Here is a 23,841-nt window from a genome sequence, read left to right as displayed (position 1 = left end):
TTGCTCCTTAATGCTGTGTAAACAGCGGAAAAACATCATGTCAGATATTTTATCTTCATTGGCTTATCTAACGGGTAAGCCTGTTGCATCGGCAAAAATCAAAGCGCAACCAGAACATTTTCAGGTTCGTGAGGATTTAGGTTTTGCCTTTACGGGCGAAGGCGAGCACCTAATGGTGCGCATTCGAAAAACTGGAGAAAATACCAGTTTTGTTGCGAATGAGTTGGCGAAAGCTTGTGGCGTAAAGTCGAAAGACGTTAGCTGGGCAGGCCTTAAAGACCGCCATGCCGTGACGGAACAATGGCTGAGTGTCCATTTACCGAAAGGGGAAACGCCGGACTTCTCGGCATTCCTAGCTCAATATCCGAGTATTGAGATCTTAGCGACTGATCGACACAACAAAAAACTGCGTCCTGGAGACTTAATAGGGAACGAGTTTGTTGTCACTTTGTCTGAAGTGACTGACGTTGAAGATGTAGAGCAACGCCTTGAAAAAGTGAAACAAGTTGGTGTGCCAAACTACTTTGGTAGTCAGCGTTTTGGCAATGATGGCAACAACCTTGAAGAAGCACGTCGATGGGGACGCGAAAACGTTCGTACCCGTAATCAAAATAAGCGCAGCATGTATTTATCAGCAGCGCGTTCGTGGATCTTCAACCGTATCGTTTCTGCTCGTCTAGAAAGTGGTGTGTTTGATAAATTCATCGATGGTGATATTGCACAGACAAGTTCTGGCACTCAGTTGGTTGATGCAAGCAATATCGCAGATCTACAAGCACAATTTGCTGCAGGTGAAGTGGCAATTACCGCGGCTCTAGCAGGTGATAATGCGCTTCCAACTCAAGCGGATGCGCTTACTTTAGAACAACCGTTCTTAGATGAAGAGCCTGATCTCATGGCGCTGATTCGTGGTAATCGCATGCGCCACGACCGTCGCGATATTGCGCTGAAGCCAAAAGATTTAGCTTGGACGGTTGAAGGTAACAACATTACGCTGACTTTCTCACTGGATGCGGGATCTTTTGCAACCTCTATCGTTCGTGAGTTAGTTAATGAGGTTGAAGTAGAAAGAGAATACTAATGGAACAGGATTCACTAAACGCGAAGCCCCTAAGAGTCTTAATCAGCAACGACGATGGCGTACATGCGCAAGGGATTCATGCACTTGCTGATGAGTTGCGAGATATCGCTGAAGTGACCATTGTCGCACCCGACCGAAATCGTTCAGGTGCTTCAAATTCACTGACACTAGAGCAACCATTGCGCGTAACTGAAATTGCCCCAAATATCTATTCAGTGCAAGGAACGCCTACAGATTGTGTACATTTCGCGCTGAATGAGCTGATGAAAGATGATTTGCCCGATCTTGTTTTATCAGGCATCAATCATGGTGCAAATTTGGGTGATGACGTTCTTTACTCAGGAACGGTAGCTGCAGCAATGGAAGGGCATTTCCTTGGTGTTCAGTCGGTTGCTTTTTCGCTGGTGGGTAAGCGTCATTTCGAATCTGCCGCAAAAATTGCACGTCAAATTGTGCAACAGCATTTAGCGTCTCCGATTCCAACGAATCGGTTATTGAACGTAAACGTGCCTGACTTACCAGCAGAAAACCTGGGCGAAATCGAAGTCACGCGTTTAGGTGCGCGTCATCACGCAGAGAATATGATTAAGCAGAAAGATCCGCGAGGTCATGATATTTATTGGTTAGGGCCTCCAGGAAAAGAGCAAGATGCGGGTGAGGGCACCGACTTTTATGCGATTGAACATGGTCGAGTTTCAATGACGCCTCTGCAAGTTGATCTCACTGCTCATGAGTCGCTGCGTGCAATGGATAGTTGGTTAAAGGAAGAGAAGTAATGAGTAACCCACATGCTGACAGGTTGATAGCGTTTCTTATCTCCAGTGGCATCAAAGACCAAAGAGTTCTGGATGCTATCCAACGCTTACCACGAGAAAGCTTTGTCTCTCAAGCGATGATGCACCAAGCCTACGATAACAATGCGTTACCGATTGGTCAGGGACAAACTATTTCTCAACCTTATATTGTTGCTCGTATGACCGAGTTACTCGAACTAGAGCCAACGAGTCACGTACTGGAAATCGGAACGGGTTCCGGTTATCAAACCGCAGTACTGGCGCAAATTGTTGACCATGTATACTCCGTTGAGCGAATTAAATCGTTGCAATGGGAAGCAAAACGCCGTCTGAAACAATTGGATATCTACAATGTTTCAACCAAGCATGCTGATGGGTGGCAAGGCTGGGAAGCTCGTGGTCCTTTCGATGCCATCATTGTTACCGCAGCCGCAGAAGTGATCCCCCAAGCACTTCTCGCACAATTAAAAGATGGCGGTAAGATGGTGATTCCTGTTGGAGATACGGAGCAACAGTTACTAAAAATTGAACGTAAGGGAGATGAATATCTCTCTACTGTTGTGGAGATGGTTCGATTTGTACCTCTGGTTGCGGGTGATTTAGCTTAAGGGTTAGGGATAGGTGAGTAAGTTATTACGTCATATTGGTATTAGCTTTGTGTTTGCTGCAGGACTAGTTGGTTGTGCAGCGCATTCTCCTGCACCTGTCTCTAGCTTAAAGAAAGACTATTCAAGCCTTGAAAGAGGAAGTTACAGAGGGAGTTATTATGAGGTAAAAAAAGGCGATACACTTTACTTCATAGCTTATGTCACAGATAAAGATGTAAATGATCTTGTCCGTTACAATGAGTTAACTCAGCCTTACACCATCTACCCTGGACAGAGGCTAAAACTTTGGGCTCCGAAATATGTCGCCCCTAAATATGGCCAAAAAGTTGAACCCGTTGTGGTTCCTGTTGTTACGACGCCACCAGCCCCAGTGACGAAAACATCAACAGCCTCTAAACCGAAAACTTCAAGTAAAAACTCTAGTCAAAAACCTACAGAGACTAAGCCTAAAGTCGTACAAAAACAGCCTCCAAAGAAGGTTGAACAATCGAAAACAAAGGAGTATGTTGGTTCAAAAGATAACCAAAAAGTGAAGCAAAAAGCGCCAGTTACTACGGCGAAGAGTGATAAAGTTTCTAAGTGGTTGTGGCCAACAAAAGGGAGAGTAATCAAGAGCTTTTCGGCGGGAGAACAGGGAAATAAAGGTATCGACATCGCAGGACAGCGTGGTCAACCTATCGTTTCAACCGCAGCCGGCACCGTTGTTTATTCAGGCAATGCGCTACGAGGTTATGGCAACTTAATTATAGTAAAGCATAACGACAATTATTTAAGCGCCTATGCACATAATGACAAACTGCTGGTATCAGAAGGACAAAGTGTAAAAAGCGGACAGAAAATCGCCACCATGGGTAGTTCAGGTGCAAAATCAGTCAAGCTACACTTTGAAATTCGCTATCAAGGTAAATCGGTGAATCCAAAACGCTATTTGCCTTAAAACTTTGAAAAACAACTTGCGACATCATTTAGCGACATATTGAGTTGTCATGTCTTGCTAACTCGCCAGGGGGAGGCGTTATGAGTATCAGCAACACAGTAACCAAAGTTGAAGAGTTTGCATTTGACAATGCGTCAGTGAAGACCATTGATAACGAACTCGAAAAATCATCATCCACAGAAAGCAAAACGGCTGCGCGTGAAGAATTTGACGCGAGCAGTAAAAGCTTAGACGCAACTCAGTTGTATCTAGGTGAAATTGGCTTCTCACCTCTACTTACTGCCGAAGAAGAAGTGCTTTATGCTCGACGAGCTCTGCGTGGCGACGAAGCGGCACGTAAACGTATGATCGAAAGTAACCTACGTTTGGTGGTCAAGATCTCTCGTCGATATAGTAATCGCGGCCTAGCACTACTCGATCTGATTGAAGAAGGTAACCTTGGTTTGATCCGTGCGGTCGAGAAGTTCGATCCAGAGCGTGGTTTCCGCTTCTCTACTTATGCGACCTGGTGGATCCGACAAACGATCGAACGTGCGTTGATGAACCAAACTCGTACGATCCGTCTACCTATTCATGTCGTGAAAGAGCTAAACATTTATCTGCGTACTGCGCGTGAACTTTCTCAGAAGCTCGATCACGAACCTACCGCAGAAGAAATTGCTGCTCAGTTAGATATTCCAGTCGAAGATGTAAGCAAAATGCTACGTCTCAATGAGCGTATCAGTTCTGTCGACACACCAATCGGTGGTGACGGTGAAAAAGCGCTGTTGGATATTATTCCCGACGCAAACAACTCCGATCCAGAAGTCTCGACTCAAGATGACGATATCAAATCATCGCTGATTCATTGGTTAGAAGAGTTGAATCCAAAACAGAAAGAAGTACTTGCACGACGTTTTGGTCTTCTAGGCTATGAGCCTTCGACGCTTGAAGAAGTTGGTCGAGAGATTGGTTTGACACGTGAGCGTGTACGTCAAATCCAAGTAGAAGGTTTACGTCGTCTTCGTGAGGTTTTAATCAAGCAAGGTTTGAATATGGAAAACTTATTTAACGTCGAAGATGATTAAATAATCCGTACTTCAGTAGATATGCAAAAGGCTATGGTTATCCATAGCCTTTTTTCTTTTGTGCTCGCTTAAGTGAATCGATTTAAAGCATCTTCTTCAAACGATACAACTCTTCAAGTGCTTGGCGTGGAGTCAAATCATCAGGATCAATACCAGATAAGGCTTGTTCGATCTCGCTAGGTTCTGGAATTAGACTCAATTGGTTAGCCACATCTACTGCACTTGGACGTGGTGCGTCACTGTTTTGCCCTAGTTGCTCTAGCTGAGATAGTTTGTTACGCGCATTTTTGATGACCGTTTTTGGTACGCCGGCTAAGCCCGCAACAGCTAGGCCGTAAGACTTACTTGCCGCACCTTCTTGAACTGCGTGCATAAAGGCAATGCTGTCACCATGTTCTACGGCATCCAAGTGAACGTTCGCTAAGTTTGGCAGTTGGTTTGGCAACTCTGTCAATTCGAAGTAGTGAGTTGCAAATAGTGTCATCGCACCAATTTGTGTTGCGAGCCATTCCGCACTTGCCCAAGCTAAAGATAGGCCATCGTAAGTACTGGTACCGCGACCGATTTCATCCATTAGCACTAAACTGTTTTTAGTTGCATTGTGCAGAATATTAGCGGTTTCCGTCATTTCTACCATGAAGGTAGAACGACCAGATGCGAGATCATCTGACGCTCCAATACGAGTAAATATACGATCTAAAGAACCAATTTGTGCAGATTCTGCAGGTACATAAGAGCCGATATGTGCCATCAATGCAATCAGCGCAGTTTGACGCATGTAAGTGGATTTACCACCCATGTTTGGACCGGTGATGATTAACATTTTACGTGCTGGGTTAAGCTCTATTGGGTTAGCAATGAACGGTTCTGTTGTTACTTGCTCTACGACTGGGTGACGACCCGCTTGAATGTGAATGCCAGCGTCTTTCACAAGCGTTGGTCGGCAGTAATCCAACGAATCTGCACGCTCTGCTAGGTTTTGTAGTACATCGAGTTGAGACAGAGCAGAAGCTAAATTCTGCAGCTTCTCCAGATTTGGCATCAATAGATCAAACAGTTCTTCCCACAGCTGCTTTTCAAGTGCCAGCGCTTTCGATTTCGAGTTAAGTACTTTGTCTTCGTGCTCTTTGAGCTCTGGGATGATATAGCGTTCGGCATTTTTTAGTGTTTGGCGACGTACATAGTGCGGTGGAACCAAATGGCTCTGGCCACGGCTCACTTGAATAAAGAAGCCATGTACGTTGTTGTAGCCGACTTTAAGCGTATCGATGCCGTGTCGTTCACGCTCATCTCGCTCAAGCTGCTCAAGGTATTCTGTTGCACCGTCTGCTAATTTGCGCCATTCATCGAGCTCGGCATTATAGCCTTCAGCGATCACACCACCATCACGAATAACAACTGGCGGATTTTCTTTAATTGCACGCTCTAACAGATCACATACTTCGTCAATCGGAGCTGCGTATTGCGCCAGTTTTGCTAGATATGGATGGGTCAAAGAAGCGGTTACAGATTCTAGCTCTGGTAGCTGCTGCATGGCATTGCGAAGTCTAGCCATATCGCGAGGGCGAGCAGAGCGCAGTGCAAGGCGTGCTAAGATACGTTCAATATCACCAATTTGTTTTAACGTTGGTTGAAGATCGGCAAACAGCGCTTGTTCTTTAATCTCACCAATCGCATCAAGACGATTGTTTAACGTTTCAATGCAACGCATAGGCTGATGTAACCAACGCTTCAGCATTCGGCTGCCCATCGGCGTCGCACAATGGTCGAGTACCGCAGCGAGTGTGTTATCGGTTCCACCTGCTAGATTTTGAGTAATTTCCAGGTTGCGTCGGGTAGCGGCATCAAGGATGACGGATTGGTCCTGATGATCAAACGTTAAAGAGCGAATATGAGGCAAAGCAGTGCGTTGTGTATCTTTCACATACTGGATCAAACAACCAGCAGCACATAACCCTAAGGACGCATGTTCTACGCCAAAACCAACCAGATCTTTAGTACCAAACTGTTGATTGAGTTGTTGCTTAGCCGTATCAAGCTCAAACTCCCATACTGGGCGACGACGGTTACCGTTGCGGCTCGCCATTAAATGTACAGGTTCAAAATCTTCTGGGAATAGTAGCTCACGTGGTGCGGTACGCTGAAGCTCGGCTGTCATCGCTTCTTCGGTTTCTGGTTCTGTCAGTTGGAAGCGACCAGAAGTGACATCCAGCGTCGCATAACCGAACTTACCGTTGTGATGGTAAATTGCTGCGATTAAGTTATCGACACGCTCAGAAAGCAATGCTTCATCAGTAACAGTGCCTGGTGTCACAATACGCACAACTTTACGTTCTACCGGACCTTTGCTGGTGGCTGGATCGCCAATTTGTTCGCAGATTGCGACTGATTCACCAAGCTGAACAAGTTTTGCTAGATAGCCTTCTACTGCGTGAAATGGCACTCCCGCCATAGGAATAGGCTCTCCAGCTGACGAACCGCGCTTAGTTAGCGAAATATCAAGCAGTTGGGACGCTCGCTTTGCATCATCGTAAAAGAGTTCGTAGAAATCGCCCATGCGGTAGAACAGCAAAATCTCAGGGTTCTCAGCTTTTAGCTTGAGGTATTGCTGCATCATCGGAGTGTGTTTTTGTTCAGCTTTCACAGGTAAGTTCTTTTGTTTATTTCCGTAGCGGCTTAGGATACGTGAATCCCTATCAAGTAAAAAGAGACAAAGGGCATTTTGGCTATGGAAAAAACAACAAAATTGAGCGCAGATTTAGGCGCATTATTGGCAAAGTATGGTCATGTTTTAACGACGGCAGAATCGTGCACGGGTGGCGGTGTTGCGACCGCTATTACAGATATTGCAGGCAGCTCAGGTTGGTTAGATAGAGCTTTTGTCACTTACAGCAACGAAGCCAAAATGGAAATGCTGGGTGTGAGAGTGGAAACCTTAGAGGAACATGGTGCCGTGAGTGAGCCCGTTGTGATTGAAATGGTGCAAGGTGCGCTTCAACACTCGAATGCCACTATTGGGGTTTCCATCAGTGGTGTTGCTGGGCCGGGAGGAGGCAGTGATGAAAAGCCGGTTGGAACCGTCTGCTTTGCTTTTGCGGATAAGCACGACTGGCTCTTTGTTGAGACCATGCATTTTTCTGGTGACAGGGCGGAAGTTCGTCAACAAGCGGTGATGCATGCATTGACTCGATTGCATCAACATTTAATTTAGAGTTTCTTACACCGTCTTAGCCCAGAATTGATAAGGGCTAGAGCAAATCCTTAGAAGCAGTGAACTAAATTTTTTCTATACAGGTATAGACACTGTATGAATCAACAGTATAATAACTTTCATTGCTGAGCAGGTTAGCTGCTTAAGAAAAATGAATTACTATTCGTCGCCCAAAGAAGATGAATAAATCGGAGAAAGTAATGGACGAGAACAAACAGAAAGCGCTCGCCGCTGCGCTAGGTCAAATTGAAAAGCAATTCGGTAAAGGCTCTATCATGCGCCTTGGTGATAACCGAGCAATGGACGTAGAAACCATCTCAACAGGCTCTCTTTCTCTTGATATCGCTTTGGGTGCAGGTGGTCTGCCAATGGGTCGTATCGTAGAAGTCTACGGTCCAGAATCTTCAGGTAAAACAACACTAACGCTTGAGCTTATCGCTGCTGCGCAACGTGAAGGTAAAACTTGTGCGTTTATCGATGCAGAGCACGCTCTGGATCCTGTCTACGCGAAGAAACTTGGTGTTGATATCGATGCGCTCTTGGTTTCTCAGCCAGACACTGGTGAGCAAGCACTAGAGATTTGTGATGCACTAGCTCGCTCTGGCGCTATCGACGTAATGGTTGTTGACTCAGTTGCGGCGCTAACACCAAAAGCAGAAATTGAAGGCGAAATGGGCGACAGCCACATGGGTTTGCAAGCACGTATGCTTTCTCAAGCGATGCGTAAGCTAACAGGTAACCTAAAACAGTCTAACTGTATGTGTATCTTCATCAACCAAATCCGTATGAAGATTGGTGTGATGTTCGGTAACCCAGAAACGACCACGGGTGGTAACGCACTTAAATTCTACGCTTCTGTTCGTCTTGATATTCGTCGTACTGGCGCAATCAAAGAAGGTGACGAAGTCGTTGGTAACGAAACTCGCATCAAAGTAGTTAAGAACAAGATTGCTGCACCGTTTAAAGAAGCCAATACGCAAATCATGTACGGCCAAGGCTTTAACCGCGAAGGTGAGCTGGTAGATCTAGGTGTGAAGCACAAGCTGGTTGAAAAGGCTGGTGCTTGGTACAGCTACCAAGGCGATAAGATTGGTCAAGGTAAAGCGAACGCGTGCAACTACCTACGTGAGCATCCTGAAGTGGCTAAAACTATCGATACTAAATTGCGTGAAATGTTGTTAGCGCCAGCCCTTGCGGAAGCTCCTGAAGCAGGCGAGGCGCCTGAGCAAGCTGAAGAGTTTTAATCCCTTCACAGATTAAAAAGTGATAAAGCCCTGCAATGCGGGGCTTTGTTGTATCTATTGACATCAAAAATCGAATCATCACAAAGGCCATTGAGAGTCTGTACAGCAAAAATACCTTTAGGATCACCATGTACCAAAAGCGCCAGACACCAACATTATCGAGCAAAGAGGCGGCTATCCAACTGCTTAGCCGTCGCGATCATGGTCAGTATGAGCTGTACCAAAAACTGTCGATGAAAGGCTATGAAGCATCAGACATCGAAATCGCGATTAATTTTTGCTTAGACCATAACTATTTAGATGATTTACGTTATGCGAAGAGCCAAATTCGGCAGCATGTATACAAAGGACATGGAGAGCGTCGAATTCGCCAAGAGTTAAACCAGAAACGTGTTGCGGAATCGGTGATTGAGCAAGCCATGGCTGAAGAACCGCAAGACTGGTTTGAACTTGCTAAGCAGGCGGCAGAAAAGAAATTCAAAGGTGTCAAAGCCAAGGACCAAAAAGAATACGCGAAACAAGTCCGTTTTCTACAATACCGAGGCTACAGTTTCGACCAAATTAGCTATGCGCTTGCCTTTGAAGACCAAGATTAGCGTTGATCTAATTGCGCTGATTTTTGTTTTGCTTCAAATTTTTTCTTCTACTCCCTCTTTTCCTCAAGAAAACTAGTCTCAGCTGTTTGCATGATCTACAATACGGCAAAATTCTAACTCGACTATTTTCAGGAAGAGCTGCATGTACATGAGCACTGACGAGGTTCGTAACGCGTTCCTCAAGTTCTTTGAAAGCAAAGGACACCAAATCGTAGAAAGTTCATCGTTAGTTCCACATAACGACCCAACCCTGCTGTTCACAAACGCAGGTATGAACCAATTTAAAGATTGTTTCTTAGGCTTAGAAAAACGAGCCTATACTCGAGCGACTACGGCTCAGCGTTGTGTACGTGCTGGTGGTAAACACAACGACCTGGAAAATGTTGGCTTTACCGCTCGTCACCACACATTCTTTGAAATGCTAGGCAACTTCAGCTTTGGCGACTACTTCAAAGAAGATGCGATTTCATTTGCTTGGGAATTCCTAACCGAAGTTCTTAAACTGCCTGCGGATCGTCTATTGGTAACCGTTTACGAAACCGATGACGAAGCATTCGACATCTGGAACAAAAAAGTTGGCGTGCCTGCTGATCGTATCGTGCGCATTGGTGACAAAGAAGGTGGCAAGCCTTACGAGTCTGATAACTTCTGGCAAATGGGCGACACTGGTCCTTGTGGTCCATGTACTGAAATCTTCTACGATCACGGTGAACACATCTGGGGTGGTCGTCCTGGCACGCCTGAAGAAGATGGTGACCGTTTCATCGAGATCTGGAACAACGTATTCATGCAGTTCAACCGTCACGCAGACGGCACTATGGAACCGCTACCAAAACCATCGGTAGATACTGGTATGGGTATCGAGCGTATCTCTGCAATCATGCAAGGCGTTCACTCAAACTACGAAATCGATGTATTCCAAACTCTTATCAAAGCAGCGGCTGAAGTCATTGGTTATGAAGATCTATCGAACCAATCGCTACGCGTTATTGCTGACCACATCCGTTCATGTTCATTCTTGATTGTTGATGGTGTGATGCCTTCAAACGAAGGTCGTGGTTACGTACTACGTCGTATCATTCGTCGTGCCGTACGTCATGGTAACAAGCTAGGAGCACAAGGTGCATTCTTCTATAAGCTTGTTGGCGTATTAGCAGAAGTAATGGGTACAGCAGGCGAAGAGCTGAAGCGTCAACAAGCAGTGGTTGAAAAAGTACTGCGTATCGAAGAAGAAAACTTCGGTCGTACACTTGAGCGCGGTATGGTAATTCTTAACGAAGCATTAGATAACCTAGATGGCAAAGTGCTAGACGGCGAAACGGTATTCAAGCTTTACGATACTTACGGCTTCCCAGCAGACCTCACTAACGACGTTGCACGTGAGCGTGAGTTCGCGATCGACGAAGAGGGTTTCGAAAAAGCGATGGAAGAGCAGCGTCAACGTGCGCGTGAAGCTGGTCAATTCGGTACAGATTATAACGCAGCAATCAAAGTTGATACGCAAACAGAGTTCTGTGGTTACACAGGTACTAAAGGTTCTAGCTCAGTCGCAGCGATGTTCGTTGAAGGCAACGAAGTAGATTCACTATCTGCAGGCGATAAAGCCATCATCGTGCTTGGTGAAACGCCATTCTACGCAGAGTCAGGCGGTCAGTGTGGTGACGCGGGTGAAATCCGTACTGAATCTGGTGTATTCCGCGTTGAGGACACTCAAAAACTCGGTAACGCAATTGCACACCACGGTGTAATGGCAGAAGGCGTTCTAGCGAAAGGCGACGAAGTGGCAACTATCGTTGACGCAGAGCGTCGCGCAGCTATCTCTCTAAACCACTCAGCAACGCACTTGCTACACGCAGCACTACGCCAAGTTTTAGGTGAGCACGTAACGCAGAAAGGCTCATTGGTGAAGGCAGACAACCTACGTTTCGACTTCTCGCATCTAGAAGCCGTAACCGCAGCAGAGTTGAAAGAAGTTGAGCGCCTAGTTAACGCGCAAATCCGTCGTAACCACACGATTGAAACCAACGTGATGGATATTGAGTCTGCTAAGAAGAAAGGCGCAATGGCACTGTTTGGTGAGAAGTACGATGACGAAGTTCGCGTGCTGTCTATGGGCGACTTCTCTACTGAGCTTTGTGGTGGTATTCACGCATCAAGCACGGGTGATATTGGTCTATTCAAAATCACATCAGAAAGCGGTATCGCAGCTGGTATTCGTCGTATTGAAGCGGTAACAGGCGAGGCGGCATTAGACGCTATTGAAGCTCAAAACGCGAAGTACGAAGAGAAACTGGCAGAATCTGCACAGAAAGCAAAAGCACTAGAGAAAGAAGTGCAGAAGCTAAAAGATAAGATGGCAGCCGCAGAAAGCGCTAACATCATGGGCAAAGCGGTTGAAGTAAATGGCACAAAAGTTCTAGTTGCGGCCCTTGAAGGTGCTGATAGCAAGAACCTACGTACCATGGTTGATGACATCAAGAATCAAATGGGTTCTGGTGTTGTACTGCTTGCAAACGTAACGGGTGACAAGGTTGGCTTGATTGCTGGTGTGACTAAAGATCTCACTGGTAAAGTAAAAGCAGGTGATCTGGTTAAAATGGTTGCAGAGCAAGTCGGTGGTAAGGGCGGTGGTCGTCCAGACATGGCTCAAGCCGGTGGTACTGATGTTTCAGCACTACCAGAGGCAATCAAAACAGTTCAGCCTTGGCTAGAAGAGCGTTTATAAGCTCTTAACTAATAAAATTACGCTCAATCAAGTTTCTTTGATTGAGCGTAATTTTTTTTAGCAACCAAGTGGTTTAATTGACCAAAAGTTAACCGAGTCATTTAAGCTGCTTGGTTTTTGTTGTAACTACTGCTTATATAATTTTTCTCAAAGGAAATATTTAAGATGTAAGCAGTTCTAAAGAGACTTCGGTCTTGGGAAGGTGAAGACTGGTGAAAAAGCCCCTTATCGTGCAAAAGTTTGGCGGAACCTCTGTGGGTTCAATTGAAAGAATCCACCAAGTCGCTGAACACATCATTAAGGCGAAAAATGATGGCAATCAAGTTGTTGTTGTCGTGTCTGCAATGTCAGGCGAAACAAACAGACTGATGGATCTCGCTAAACAGATAGATAGCGTACCTACAGCTCGAGAACTTGATGTTTTGCTCTCTGCTGGTGAGCAAGTGTCAATGGCACTGTTAGCCATGACTTTGAATAAAATGGGTCATGCTGCGCGCTCGCTTACCGGAGCACAGGCGAATATTGTGACGGATAATCAACACAATGACGCAACGATTAAACACATTGATACCACGACAATTATGGGATTGCTTGAGCAAGACCAAATCGTGATTGTTGCGGGCTTTCAAGGTGTGAATGAGAACGGGGATATCACCACATTAGGTCGAGGTGGCTCAGATACGAGCGCTGTGGCACTGGCGGGCGCATTGCGCGCTGACGAGTGTCAAATCTTTACTGACGTTGATGGTATTTATACTTGTGACCCACGTGTAGTGAAAAATGCGCGCAAATTGGCGGTTATCGATTTTCCTTCAATGGAAGCGATGGCAAGCCGAGGCGCAAAAGTATTACATTTACCTTCAGTGCAATTTGCATGGAAGAATAATGTGCCACTACGCGTGCTTTCGACATTTGATGTTAATGAAGGCAGTTTGGTTAAGGGGGAGTCAGGCAATCAAGCCGTCTCTGGTATAGCCATTCAACGTGACCTTGCCATTATCGAAGTCGATAAAGAACATTTATCTAGTGCTACAAAACAATGTCAGATGTTGGGTATAGACATTTGGAATGTGATCGAGGAAGCAGAACGGGCAGGTATCATGATAAAACAAGATGCATGTGCCAAGTTCGATCTGGTGTTCAGCGACAAAATCCGTAATAGTGAAGTGGTAAGCCTGTTGACCGCAGTGGGGCTTGAGGCCAATGGAATGGTAGAGCACGCATGCGATTTGTTGGCAAAGCGAGATATTGAGATCAATTTCAGCGCAACGAATGCACTCACTATGATGCTAGTTTTAGCACCCGAATGTGTGGATACAGCAGCAAACATTCTGCATGATGCTTACATTACGTCTAGTGAAGCATTAAACATTCAACAAAAACATGCCTTTTTAGGCTGATTTTCGCTAACAAGGTAGTTTACGAAAATATAACTTTTGTTGGATAATAGCTTTGTAGCAAGAAAATTTAGAGATTACTCAAGGAGCAAAGAATGCTAATTTTGACTCGCCGCGTAGGCGAAACACTGATGATTGGTGATGAAGTGACTGTAACTGTACTAGGTGTGAAAGGTAACCAAGTACGTATCGGCGTTAACGCTCCGAAAGAGGTTTCAGTTCACCGTGAAGAAATCTACATGCGCATTCAAGCTGAAAAAGGCAATGGCAACGTTGCTTCAGGTAACTACTAAGTCGCTCCTGTTTACAGAGCTTAGTTTGAATGAAAAAGGCTAACCGAAGGGTTGGCCTTTTTAGTCTTTAATGTTTTTGAAGATTTGCGGAAACCATTGTGTTGACTGTGGCTGTGAATCCGTCAATATTGTTAAATCGAACACCAGGAAGTTGTTTGAAAATAAATGTCTTTTTTTCAGAGAAGACTCTCTTTTTTTCATCATAATAGAGTGGTAAAGTTCGTTTAATAGTCACTTTGATTAAATCAGCAACGGTTAAGTCAGTTTCGTGGATTTTTTCAAAGAAAGTGTTTGACATATTTTCGGTAAAACGTAATATGTGCCTCCGCAAGACGGTGAGGTGGCCGAGAGGCTGAAGGCGCTCCCCTGCTAAGGGAGTATACGGTTTATCCCGTATCGAGGGTTCGAATCCCTCCCTCACCGCCATTCTTGCAACGTTGAGAAATCAACAAAAAAGTGCGTCCTTAGCTCAGCTGGATAGAGTACCTGGCTACGAACCAGGCGGTCGGAGGTTCGAATCCTCCAGGACGCGCCATATCTCTTTTGAGATATAACAATGAAAACGGTGAGGTGGCCGAGAGGCTGAAGGCGCTCCCCTGCTAAGGGAGTATACGGTTTATCCCGTATCGAGGGTTCGAATCCCTCCTTCACCGCCATTCATTGACTGGCCCGATGGCCTTTTTTTTGTTTCGTAAGAAATGAATGTGATTTGCTTCACAACTTCCTAGCAAGAAGATCTGCGCGTCCTTAGCTCAGCTGGATAGAGTACCTGGCTACGAACCAGGCGGTCGGAGGTTCGAATCCTCCAGGACGCGCCACTATTTAATAATTCGTTTGATAAACGGGTTATACAAAGTAAAATAAGATTATTGCGCGTCCTTAGCTCAGCTGGATAGAGTACCTGGCTACGAACCAGGCGGTCGGAGGTTCGAATCCTCCAGGACGCGCCACTTATTGAAGGGTATTGCCCTGATATTGATGAAAGTCGATATCGAAAACTGCGCGTCCTTAGCTCAGCTGGATAGAGTACCTGGCTACGAACCAGGCGGTCGGAGGTTCGAATCCTCCAGGACGCGCCACTTATTGAAGGGTATTGCCCTGATATTGATGAAAGTCGATATCAAAAACTGCGCGTCCTTAGCTCAGCTGGATAGAGTACCTGGCTACGAACCAGGCGGTCGGAGGTTCGAATCCTCCAGGACGCGCCACTTATTGAAGGGTATTGCCCTGATATTGATGAAAGTCGATATCGAAAACTGCGCGTCCTTAGCTCAGCTGGATAGAGTACCTGGCTACGAACCAGGCGGTCGGAGGTTCGAATCCTCCAGGACGCGCCACTTATTAAAGGGTATTGCCCTGATATTGATGACAGTCGATATCGAAAACTTGCGCGTCCTTAGCTCAGCTGGATAGAGTACCTGGCTACGAACCAGGCGGTCGGAGGTTCGAATCCTCCAGGACGCGCCACTTATTAAAGGGTATTGCCCTGATATTGATGAAAGTTGATATCGAAAACTGCGCGTCCTTAGCTCAGCTGGATAGAGTACCTGGCTACGAACCAGGCGGTCGGAGGTTCGAATCCTCCAGGACGCGCCATTTACTGAAAAAGCCTCGCAATTGCGAGGCTTTTTTGTATCTGGACATCTAGAACTATAACCTGAGTCGTTAGAGGCGATGCCCTTCTTTTCCAAAAGCGAATATGTGCTTATCTAAGCAATTTGGAATAAAGTTTCTGCTGTAGTTTGTGAATCCATCCTTACTATCTCTCCTGTATATTGATTTCCGTTTCTTTCACTTCAATTGTTTAAATGTAACTTCTTTGTTTTTTATTTGTTTATTAATTGTTATTAAATGACATCCTTTTGTTTTTATTGGCTTTTATGTGTAAATCTCGATTTGGTTTTGAAATCCAAATCGCAGTTTTTATTTATGTCCTCCTTTACTCTGTTCGTAAGGAGATAGCAGATTCGCAGTAATTATTTTGTCATGAACTGTGATCTGGGTAGTGAATAAATAATCATTTATCAGGATTATTACAAACCTTCCTTAAACAAAATTGACAAAATTTAACCAATCGAGATAATCCATTGGTCGGGATTTGACGCTATTAAAGTCCTGCACGTTGTCAGGATGACAAAGAAAGGAAGCAACATGACTAATATAGGAAGCCTGCTAGTAGATGCGGCCACCCTGATGCTAACGGGGATGGCGGTCGTATTTATTTTCCTCACTATTCTTGTTTATCTCGTTCGGCTAATGTCGAAATTGGTACCAGAAGAAGTACCAGAGCCGATCGCAGCACCAAAAACAAATACTAATATTCAATCAACCTCTTCAGCTGTTAGTCCACAAGTAGTGGCGGCGATCTCGGCTGCGATTCATAAACATCGCGCCTCATTCGCGAAGTAGCCGAACCAGGATTAAAAAGGAGTTTAAGAGCATGTCTAAACCACTAGCTATTACAGATGTGGTCCTTCGTGATGCCCATCAATCACTATTTGCTACGCGTATGCGTATTGAGGATATGCTGCCTATCGCAGCTGAGTTGGATAAGGTTGGTTACTGGTCTCTAGAGACTTGGGGTGGCGCAACGTTTGATTCTTGTATTCGATTCTTAGGGGAAGATCCTTGGGAGCGTTTACGTGAGTTGAAAAAAGCGATGCCTAATACGCCAATGCAAATGCTACTGCGTGGTCAAAACCTTTTAGGATACCGCCATTATGCCGACGACGTAGTAGAGAAGTTCGTTGAACGCGCACATGCTAACGGTATGGACGTATTCCGTATCTTTGATGCAATGAATGACGTGCGAAACTTCCAGAAGGCTGTTAAAGCAACGGTCGATGTTGGCGCACATGCTCAAGGTACGCTGTCTTACACAACAAGCCCTGTGCATAACGCAGACACTTGGGTTGACTTGGCAAAACGCCTAGAGGATTTAGGTTGTCATTCACTGTGTATTAAAGATATGTCTGGCTTACTCAAGCCTTATGAAGCGGAAGAGCTTATCACGCGTATCAAAGCGTCTTGTGATGTGCCATTAGCACTTCATTGTCACGCGACGACAGGCTTGTCTACTGCGACAGCGGTAAAAGCAGTTGAAGCTGGTATTGATATTCTCGATACAGCGATTTCTTCAATGAGTTGTACCTATGGTCACACACCGACGGAAACGGTAGTCGCGATGCTAGAAGGAACCGAGCGAGATACGAATTTGAAGCTCGAGCAACTAGAACCTATCGCCGCGTATTTCCGTGAAGTACGTAAGAAGTACGCGAAGTGGGAAGGTCAGTTGAAAGGTGTAGACTCTCGCATCCTGATTGCTCAAGTGCCTGGCGGCATGCTGACTAACATGGAAGGCCAGTTGAAAGAACAGGGCGCGGCGGATCGCATTGATGAAGTCTTAGAAGAGATCCCTCGTGTTCGCGAAGATCTTGGTTTCATTCCATTGGTGACTCCAACTTCGCAGATCGTCGGAACGCAAGCCGTGATTAACGTGCTTACTGGCGAGCGCTATAAGAGCATAACTAAGGAAACCGCTGGTCTATTGAAAGGCGAATACGGTCAAGCGCCAGCCGAGTTAAATGCAGAGCTGCAAGCTAAAGTACTTGATGGCAAAGAGCCTATTACTTGTCGTCCTGCCGATTTGCTTGAGCCTGAAATGGAGACGCTTACTGTTGATCTGATGGAGAAAGCGAAATCAGAAGGTATTAAGCTAGCAAGTGAGCGTGTTGATGATGTACTTACTTATGCGCTTTTCCCTCAAGTTGGTCTCAAGTTCCTTAAGAATCGTGACAACCCAGAAGCATTTGAACCTGCACCAACGCTAGAAGCCGCGAAGCCTGCCGTACCTGCGGCGCAACCAGCAACTGGCGGCGTAGAAACTTATAGCGTACGTGTTGACGGACAGGTGTATGAGGTGGAAGTTGGTCCTCAAGGCGAGCTAACCTCTGTCGCTCCTTCTGCGGCGCCTGCAAAATCGACGGCACCTAGCGCACCTTCTAGCGCTTCTGCTGAAGCGGTGCCTGCTCCTCTTGCCGGTAACATCTTTAAAGTGAATGTTCAGCCTGGCGCTGAAGTGGCTGAAGGCGATGTACTACTGATTCTTGAAGCAATGAAGATGGAAACAGAAGTGCGTGCGGCGCGTGGTGGTGTGGTTCAAGAGTTGAACGTTAAAGAAGGCGATGCTGTCACAGTAGGTGCGCCTCTGTTGAGCCTGGCGTAAGGGAGTATCATGGACGGATTGTTAACCCTTTGGGCAGAAACAGGGATCGCTAACTTCGAGTTCGGCCAAATCTGTATGATGCTGGTTGGTTGTACCTTGCTGTTTTTGGCAATCAAAAAAGGCTTTGAACCTTTACTGTTATTGCCGATTGGTTTTGGTGCTATCTTGGCGAATATTCCAAATGCTGGCTTTACTGAGCCTGGCGGCTTGCTCTACTACGTTTACTACATTGGGATTGAATCGGGTGTGTTCCCGTTGTTGATCTTCATGGGTGTGGGTGCGATGACCGACTTTGGTGCTTTGATCGCAAACCCAAAAACGTTGTGGCTAGGTGCGGCAGCTCAGTTTGGTATTTTTGCGACACTGTTTGGCGCTATTTTGCTCAACTATGTACCTGGCATGGAGTTCTCCATGGCGGATGCATCGTCTATCGCTATCATCGGTGGTGCGGATGGCCCAACGGCGATTTTCTTAGCAAGTAAGTTATCACCAGATTTGCTTGGTGCGATTGCTGTAGCCGCGTATAGCTACATGGCTTTAGTGCCAATCATTCAGCCGCCAATCATGAAGGCGCTAACCACTAAGGAAGAACGTGAGATTCAAATGGCGCAACTGCGTCACGTGGGTAAATGGGAAAAGGTATTGTTCCCGATGGCAGTATTACTCATGACGATTCTTTTCCTACCTTCAGCAACGCCTCTTGTCGGTATGTTCTGTCTTGGTAACTTAATGCGTGAAGCGGGTGTGGTCGATCGTCTATCGAAAACCGCACAAAATGAGCTGATCAACATCGTGACGATCTTCTTGGGCTTAGGGGTTGGCTCGAAGCTGCAAGCGGATCAATTCCTAAACTTAGAAACATTAGGCATTCTAGGTCTTGGTGCGGTTGCGTTTAGTATTGGTACGGGTGCTGGTGTGCTAATGGCTAAGTTGCTGAACAAGTTCTCAAAAGAAGACATCAACCCACTTATCGGTGCGGCTGGCGTTTCTGCGGTACCAATGGCCGCGCGTGTGGTGAACAAGGTCGGCTTACAAGCTAACCCGCAAAACTTCTTGTTGATGCATGCGATGGGACCAAACGTTGCAGGTGTATTGGGCTCAGCAGTGGCCGCTGGTATCTTGCTAGCACTTGTCGGCTAGTCATTACCGAAAATGGAATGATCAACCAATTTACAAAATCACGATTAACTTCGGTTAACAAAATGGTTTATAGTCAAAGGGATGCTTTCGCATCCCTTTTTGTTTTCTTGCAGGGAATGGTTTATGGAACACAAACAGATCGTTATCACTGAATTTGGTGATGCCAACGTACTCGCGATTCAACATGCTTCTACACCATCACCACAGCCTGGTGAAGTCTTAGTAAAAGTCGCTTTTTCAGGCGTAAATCCTATTGATGTTAAAACTCGAGCCGGACTCGGTTGGGCAGCTGCGCAGAACAAGGATAATTTACCTTGGGTACCAGGTTACGACATCTCAGGAAAAGTCGTGTCCAGTGGAGAGGGGGCGTCGCGTTTTAATGATGGTGATGAGGTGGCTGGATTTATCGGTTTCCCAGTCCGAGGCGGTGGGTACAGTCAGTACGTATGTGTTCCAGAAGCTGAGTTAAGTCATGTTCCCAGTTCAGTTACTTTAGAGGCAGCAGCAGCATTACCGTTGGCTGGCCAAACTGCGGCACAAGCACTCAGCAAAGCCAATGTGACAGAAAACGATCGCGTACTTATCCTCGCTGGAGCCGGTGGCGTTGGACACCTAGCGGTACAAATCGCGATCGCGACGAAAGCGGAAGTCTTTACAACCTGCAGTGAACGAAATTTAGACTACCTGGCTACCCTTGGCGCTCATGCAGTGAACTATCAATTTGCACCAGTGTCAGAACGTGTTGAAGACGTTGATGTTTTGATTGATTTAGTAGGTGGAGATGCCGCGTTAGATGCGCTTAAATGCCTGAAAGACGGTGCGAGAGTCATAACCGTTCCAACCATCACGGCTGAGCTGATTTGTGAAAAAGCCAAACTCCTAGGCTTTGAGGCTAACGGCATGTTGGTTGAGCCAGATCCAGCGCAATTAGATACCTTGTTGTACATGGTTGGCGTTGGTTTACTGAAGACTGAAATTCAACAGGTTTATCCGATGAGTGATGTGATTGCTGCTCACCAGCAAGTTGAATCAGGAAGAACCAGAGGCAAGGTGTTGCTTGATATGACATGCTAGAAGCATTTAATACGAGCTTTGAAAGTTTAGCGCTTTGGTTTTCAGATTCAGCATTATGGGTGCTTTTCATGACCGGTTTTCTCAGTGCCACTTTGTTACCTGGTGGCTCTGAGGCGGGCTTAGTTGCCACTCTCTCATTAAATCAATATTCCGTTTCGTCAATTATTATGGTCGCCACTATCGGCAATACGCTTGGTGGCTTAACAAATTATTGGCTTGGCTTGTGGATTCCCAACAAAGCGCAAGAAGAAAAGCACGGTCATACCGCATTAAAGTGGCTGTCAAAGTATGGCTATTGGGGATTATTTTTTAGCTGGTTACCCGTGATTGGAGACCCGCTGTGTTTAGCCGCAGGGTGGCTGAGAATGAAGTTTCTGCCTTGCGTGATTTTAATATTTTTAGGAAAGGCTGCTAGGTATAGCTTACTTGCGGCCATCTATCTCGGATTATTTTAAGGAAAGTACATGAAGATGTTTTGGGTTAGCGCGTGTTCACTTTTGGTGATCACGGGCTGTGCATCAAATACGCCAGTTTCATCACTGCCGGAAGGGGTAACTTTCGTTGAGTCATCGAAAGCGGAAGAAGGCAAAGTTAAGATTCCATACCAAAAGTATAAACTCGATAATGGCTTAACGGTGATCTTAGCTCCTGAAGATTCCGACCCATTGGTCCATGTGGATGTGACTTACCATGTTGGTTCGGCTCGTGAAGAGGTGGGTAAGTCTGGTTTTGCGCATTTCTTTGAGCACATGATGTTCCAAGGTTCAGAGAACGTTGGTGACCAAGAGCACTTCAGAATCATCACAGAGGCTGGCGGTACGTTAAATGGTACGACAAACCGTGATCGTACTAACTACTTTGAAACTGTCCCGGCTAACCAGCTAGAGAAAATGCTGTGGTTAGAGTCTGACCGTATGGGCTTTTTGCTGGATGCGGTTTCTCAACGCAAATTTGAAATTCAGCGTTCAACTGTAAAAAATGAGCGAGCTCAGCGTTACGATAATCGTCCTTATGGCTTAATTTGGGAGCGTATGTCTGAAGCGCTATATCCTGAAGGTCATCCGTATTCGTGGCAAACTATTGGTTATGTTGAAGATCTTGATCGTGTTGATGTGAACGATCTCAAAGCGTTTTTCTTACGTTGGTATGGCCCAAACAATGCGACTATCACTATCGGTGGGGACTTAGACGTTGAACAAACTCTTGAGTGGGTAAATAAGTACTTCGGTTCGATTCCTCGTGGGCCAGAGGTTGAAAATGCGCCGAAACAACCTGCAAAACTGCAAGAAGACAAATACATCACTCTAGAAGATCGCATTCAACAACCGATGGTGATGATCGCGTGGCCAACAACTTACAACGGCGAAGAAAGCCAAGCGTCTCTCGATACGCTATCTGAAGTGCTAGGTGGCGGTACAAACAGCGTGCTCTACCAAGACTTAGTCAAGACTCAAAAAGCCGTCGATGCGGGCTCATTCCATGACTGTGCAGAACTGGCGTGTAACTTTTACGTTTATGCAATGGGTGACTCTGGGGACAAAGGCGACCTATCAAAACTGTACGACGAGCTTTTACAGTCACTCAATCAGTTTGCTGAAAAAGGCGTGACAGAAGATCGCCTTGAGCAGTTGAAGGGTAAAGCGGAAGCGGATGCTATTTTTGCGCTAGAAAGCGTTAAAGGTAAAGTAACGCAGTTGGCATCCAACGAGACATTCTTCGGCGATCCTGATCGTCTTGAGCAACAGCTTGAGCAGATCCGCGCAGTGACGCCTGCATCGGTAGAAAAAGCGTATACGGATTTTATCCAAGGTAAGAACAAAGTGACCCTAAGCGTGGTACCAAAAGGAAAAACTGACCTTGTCGTAAAACCAGCGACCTTTGTGACGCCAAAGCGCACGCTACCAGAATACGAGAAGATCACTGATGATCAATTGGCGTATCGTCGTGCGACCGATAACTTCGATCGCTCTGTGCAACCGCCTGTAGGGGAGCCAGTGAAAGCGACGATGCCTGAGTTGTACGAGCTTCATTTCAATAATGGCTCGGAATTGCTTGGTGCGGTTAGCGATGAAACACCAACGGTCATGATGCAGTTTAGTTTACCTGCGGGAACACGTTTTGTTGAAAAGGGCAAAGAAGGTCTTGCCCAGTTGACCGCAGCAATGTTGCAAGAAGGCACAACGAAACGTAGTGTCGAAGAGATTCAAGCTGAGCTCGATAAACTAGGTAGTGTCATCTCCGTGAATGCAACGGGCTACACAACAAACATCAGCGTTTCTGCTTTAGAAAAGAACTTAGAGCCGACGTTGAAAATTGTCGAAGAGATGTTGCTGTCTCCTGCATTCAAGCAAGCAGACTTTGAGCGAGTGAAGATGCAAGCGCTAGAAGGCCTTGTGTATGAGCATCAAAACCCAAGTTGGATGGCATCACAAGCGACTCGCCAGGTGCTCTATGGGGACTCTGTCTTTGCTCGACCAAAAGACGGCACGCAAGCAGGTGTCAGTGCACTAACGTTGGATGATGTCCGTGAATTCTACTCGAAGCATTACACGCCACAAAGTGCACAAATCGTCGTTGTTGGTGACATTGATCAACAGGAAATTGAACAGCAACTGACGTTCTGGAAAAACTGGCAGGATGAAGCTGCACCATTGTATGCACCGCAAAGCATCGCTGCATTAGGTGAGCAAAAGATCCATCTTGTTGATAAAACAGGTGCACCACAAAGTGTGGTCATGATGGTTCGTCAGGGTATGCCTTACGATGCAACGGGCGATTTTTACCTGAGCCAACTAGCAAACTTCAACTTAGCTGGAAACTTCAATAGCCGCATTAACCAAAACCTACGTGAAGACAAGGGTTACACATACGGCGCTTACGGCTACTTCTCTGGAAATCCAGAAACTGGCTCGGTTGTTTTCACCGCGCAAGTACGAGCGGATGCAACGGTTGCTTCTATCATTGAGATGGAAAATGAGCTAAATGAATACTCGCAGTCAGGAATTACTGATGAAGAGATGAAATTTATGCGTCAAGCGGTCGGTCAAAAAGATGCACTGAAATATGAAACGCCAACACAAAAAGCGGAACTTATCAGTGATATTCTTAAGTACAACCTCGATCAAGATTACTTGCAGCAAAGAAACGCTATCGTAGAAAAAGTCGATAAGCAGACGTTGAATGCACTGGCTCAAAAGTGGTTTGATCCAAATGACTATCAAATTATCGTCGTTGGTGATGCTAAATCACTGCGTCCTCAATTAGAAAAGTTGGGGAAAGACGTAGAAGAGCTTGAAATCATTCGATAGAGTACACATTTAATAGCGGAGAAACGTTTCTCCGCTATTCATCTAGATAAGCGACTTTTCATGGGTTATTTATCTAGATGCATTAAATATCAATAACTTAGCTTACGCTTGTCCTTTGTGACAAGTGTCCTGCTCCCAATA

At 45.8% G+C, this 23,841-nt stretch carries 18 protein-coding genes and 10 tRNA genes; 27 read left to right on the top strand and 1 reads right to left on the bottom strand.

Annotation, left to right across the window (positions count from 1 at the left end):
• Nucleotides 1-37: 37 nt before the first annotated feature.
• The 5 genes from truD to rpoS all read left to right on the top strand — a co-directional run bounded on the left by truD (nt 38) and on the right by rpoS (nt 4,487).
• A complete protein-coding gene (gene truD, locus ACHFJ9_RS20225; protein ID WP_104969794.1) occupies nt 38-1,081 on the top strand; it encodes a tRNA pseudouridine(13) synthase TruD in 1,044 nt (347 codons plus the stop codon).
• Nucleotides 1,081-1,857 (top strand): 5'/3'-nucleotidase SurE, encoded by a 777-nt coding sequence (gene surE, locus ACHFJ9_RS20220; RefSeq protein ID WP_005393882.1) that lies wholly within the window; start codon nt 1,081-1,083, stop codon nt 1,855-1,857. Before truD ends, surE begins: the two co-directional genes overlap by 1 nt.
• The gene (locus ACHFJ9_RS20215) at nt 1,857-2,483 is read left to right on the top strand and encodes a protein-L-isoaspartate(D-aspartate) O-methyltransferase (RefSeq protein ID WP_006743296.1); all 627 of its coding nucleotides are present in this window, start codon (nt 1,857-1,859) and stop codon (nt 2,481-2,483) included. The genes surE and ACHFJ9_RS20215 overlap by 1 nt, the downstream gene beginning before the upstream one ends.
• 13 nt (nt 2,484-2,496) lie before the next feature.
• Nucleotides 2,497-3,420, top strand: a complete 924-nt coding sequence (locus ACHFJ9_RS20210; RefSeq protein ID WP_182020030.1) for a peptidoglycan DD-metalloendopeptidase family protein — start codon at nt 2,497-2,499, stop codon at nt 3,418-3,420.
• Nucleotides 3,421-3,500: 80 nt separating this feature from the next.
• Nucleotides 3,501-4,487, top strand: coding sequence for an RNA polymerase sigma factor RpoS (rpoS, locus tag ACHFJ9_RS20205; protein ID WP_005393877.1), 987 nt, complete (start codon nt 3,501-3,503; stop codon nt 4,485-4,487).
• A gap of 82 nt (nt 4,488-4,569) precedes the next feature.
• Here rpoS and mutS read toward each other — a convergent pair whose 3' ends face one another.
• The gene (gene mutS, locus ACHFJ9_RS20200) at nt 4,570-7,131 is read right to left on the bottom strand and encodes a DNA mismatch repair protein MutS (RefSeq protein ID WP_006743294.1); all 2,562 of its coding nucleotides are present in this window, start codon (nt 7,129-7,131) and stop codon (nt 4,570-4,572) included.
• 84 nt (nt 7,132-7,215) lie between these two features.
• On the opposite strand from mutS, the gene pncC reads away from it, so the two are divergent.
• From pncC to ACHFJ9_RS20090, 22 genes are all read left to right on the top strand, one after another.
• Nucleotides 7,216-7,698, top strand: a complete 483-nt coding sequence (pncC, locus tag ACHFJ9_RS20195; protein WP_104970950.1) for a nicotinamide-nucleotide amidase — start codon at nt 7,216-7,218, stop codon at nt 7,696-7,698.
• Between the two features lie 200 nt (nt 7,699-7,898).
• A complete protein-coding gene (recA, locus tag ACHFJ9_RS20190; protein WP_005393872.1) occupies nt 7,899-8,942 on the top strand; it encodes a recombinase RecA in 1,044 nt (347 codons plus the stop codon).
• Nucleotides 8,943-9,070: 128 nt separating this feature from the next.
• Nucleotides 9,071-9,538, top strand: coding sequence for a recombination regulator RecX (gene recX, locus ACHFJ9_RS20185; protein ID WP_005393871.1), 468 nt, complete (start codon nt 9,071-9,073; stop codon nt 9,536-9,538).
• Between the two features lie 142 nt (nt 9,539-9,680).
• A complete protein-coding gene (gene alaS, locus ACHFJ9_RS20180; protein WP_109169448.1) occupies nt 9,681-12,263 on the top strand; it encodes an alanine--tRNA ligase in 2,583 nt (860 codons plus the stop codon).
• A gap of 212 nt (nt 12,264-12,475) precedes the next feature.
• Nucleotides 12,476-13,663 (top strand): aspartate kinase, encoded by a 1,188-nt coding sequence (locus ACHFJ9_RS20175; RefSeq protein WP_005393869.1) that lies wholly within the window; start codon nt 12,476-12,478, stop codon nt 13,661-13,663.
• Between the two features lie 92 nt (nt 13,664-13,755).
• Nucleotides 13,756-13,953, top strand: a complete 198-nt coding sequence (gene csrA / locus ACHFJ9_RS20170) for a carbon storage regulator CsrA (RefSeq protein ID WP_004415691.1) — start codon at nt 13,756-13,758, stop codon at nt 13,951-13,953.
• 334 nt (nt 13,954-14,287) lie between these two features.
• A tRNA-Ser gene (locus ACHFJ9_RS20165) sits at nt 14,288-14,379 on the top strand.
• 32 nt (nt 14,380-14,411) lie between these two features.
• Nucleotides 14,412-14,488: transfer RNA gene (locus ACHFJ9_RS20160), tRNA-Arg, on the top strand.
• Between the two features lie 29 nt (nt 14,489-14,517).
• Nucleotides 14,518-14,609: transfer RNA gene (locus ACHFJ9_RS20155), tRNA-Ser, on the top strand.
• A gap of 85 nt (nt 14,610-14,694) precedes the next feature.
• Nucleotides 14,695-14,771, top strand: a tRNA-Arg gene (locus ACHFJ9_RS20150).
• A gap of 55 nt (nt 14,772-14,826) precedes the next feature.
• Nucleotides 14,827-14,903: transfer RNA gene (locus ACHFJ9_RS20145), tRNA-Arg, on the top strand.
• A gap of 52 nt (nt 14,904-14,955) precedes the next feature.
• Nucleotides 14,956-15,032, top strand: a tRNA-Arg gene (locus ACHFJ9_RS20140).
• A 52-nt stretch (nt 15,033-15,084) separates the two neighbouring features.
• A tRNA-Arg gene (locus ACHFJ9_RS20135) sits at nt 15,085-15,161 on the top strand.
• Between the two features lie 52 nt (nt 15,162-15,213).
• Nucleotides 15,214-15,290, top strand: a tRNA-Arg gene (locus tag ACHFJ9_RS20130).
• A gap of 53 nt (nt 15,291-15,343) precedes the next feature.
• A tRNA-Arg gene (locus ACHFJ9_RS20125) sits at nt 15,344-15,420 on the top strand.
• A 52-nt stretch (nt 15,421-15,472) separates the two neighbouring features.
• A tRNA-Arg gene (locus tag ACHFJ9_RS20120) sits at nt 15,473-15,549 on the top strand.
• A gap of 555 nt (nt 15,550-16,104) precedes the next feature.
• The gene (locus tag ACHFJ9_RS20115) at nt 16,105-16,362 is read left to right on the top strand and encodes an oxaloacetate decarboxylase subunit gamma (RefSeq protein ID WP_005379932.1); all 258 of its coding nucleotides are present in this window, start codon (nt 16,105-16,107) and stop codon (nt 16,360-16,362) included.
• A 31-nt stretch (nt 16,363-16,393) separates the two neighbouring features.
• On the top strand, nt 16,394-18,178 hold the full coding sequence (oadA, locus tag ACHFJ9_RS20110; RefSeq protein WP_109169452.1) for a sodium-extruding oxaloacetate decarboxylase subunit alpha: 1,785 nt from the start codon (nt 16,394-16,396) through the stop codon (nt 18,176-18,178).
• A 9-nt stretch (nt 18,179-18,187) separates the two neighbouring features.
• Nucleotides 18,188-19,318 carry a sodium ion-translocating decarboxylase subunit beta gene (locus ACHFJ9_RS20105; RefSeq protein WP_005396706.1) on the top strand — a complete coding sequence of 377 codons (1,131 nt, stop codon included), beginning with the start codon at nt 18,188-18,190 and terminating at the stop codon, nt 19,316-19,318.
• A 123-nt stretch (nt 19,319-19,441) separates the two neighbouring features.
• Nucleotides 19,442-20,392: an NADP-dependent oxidoreductase gene (locus ACHFJ9_RS20100; protein WP_243328163.1), complete on the top strand. Its 951-nt coding sequence runs from the start codon at nt 19,442-19,444 to the stop codon at nt 20,390-20,392.
• Complete coding sequence (locus tag ACHFJ9_RS20095; RefSeq protein WP_005396704.1) at nt 20,386-20,847, top strand: YqaA family protein; 462 nt, start codon at nt 20,386-20,388, stop codon at nt 20,845-20,847. The genes ACHFJ9_RS20100 and ACHFJ9_RS20095 overlap by 7 nt, the downstream gene beginning before the upstream one ends.
• Before the next feature lie 9 nt (nt 20,848-20,856).
• Nucleotides 20,857-23,700 carry a M16 family metallopeptidase gene (locus ACHFJ9_RS20090; RefSeq protein WP_395356103.1) on the top strand — a complete coding sequence of 948 codons (2,844 nt, stop codon included), beginning with the start codon at nt 20,857-20,859 and terminating at the stop codon, nt 23,698-23,700.
• Nucleotides 23,701-23,841 lie beyond the last annotated feature (141 nt).

The sequence above is a fragment of the Vibrio sp. D3 genome, from assembly GCF_043995865.1.
Lineage (GTDB): Bacteria > Pseudomonadota > Gammaproteobacteria > Enterobacterales > Vibrionaceae > Vibrio > Vibrio diabolicus.
This window is presented reverse-complemented; position numbering and strand designations above follow the sequence as displayed.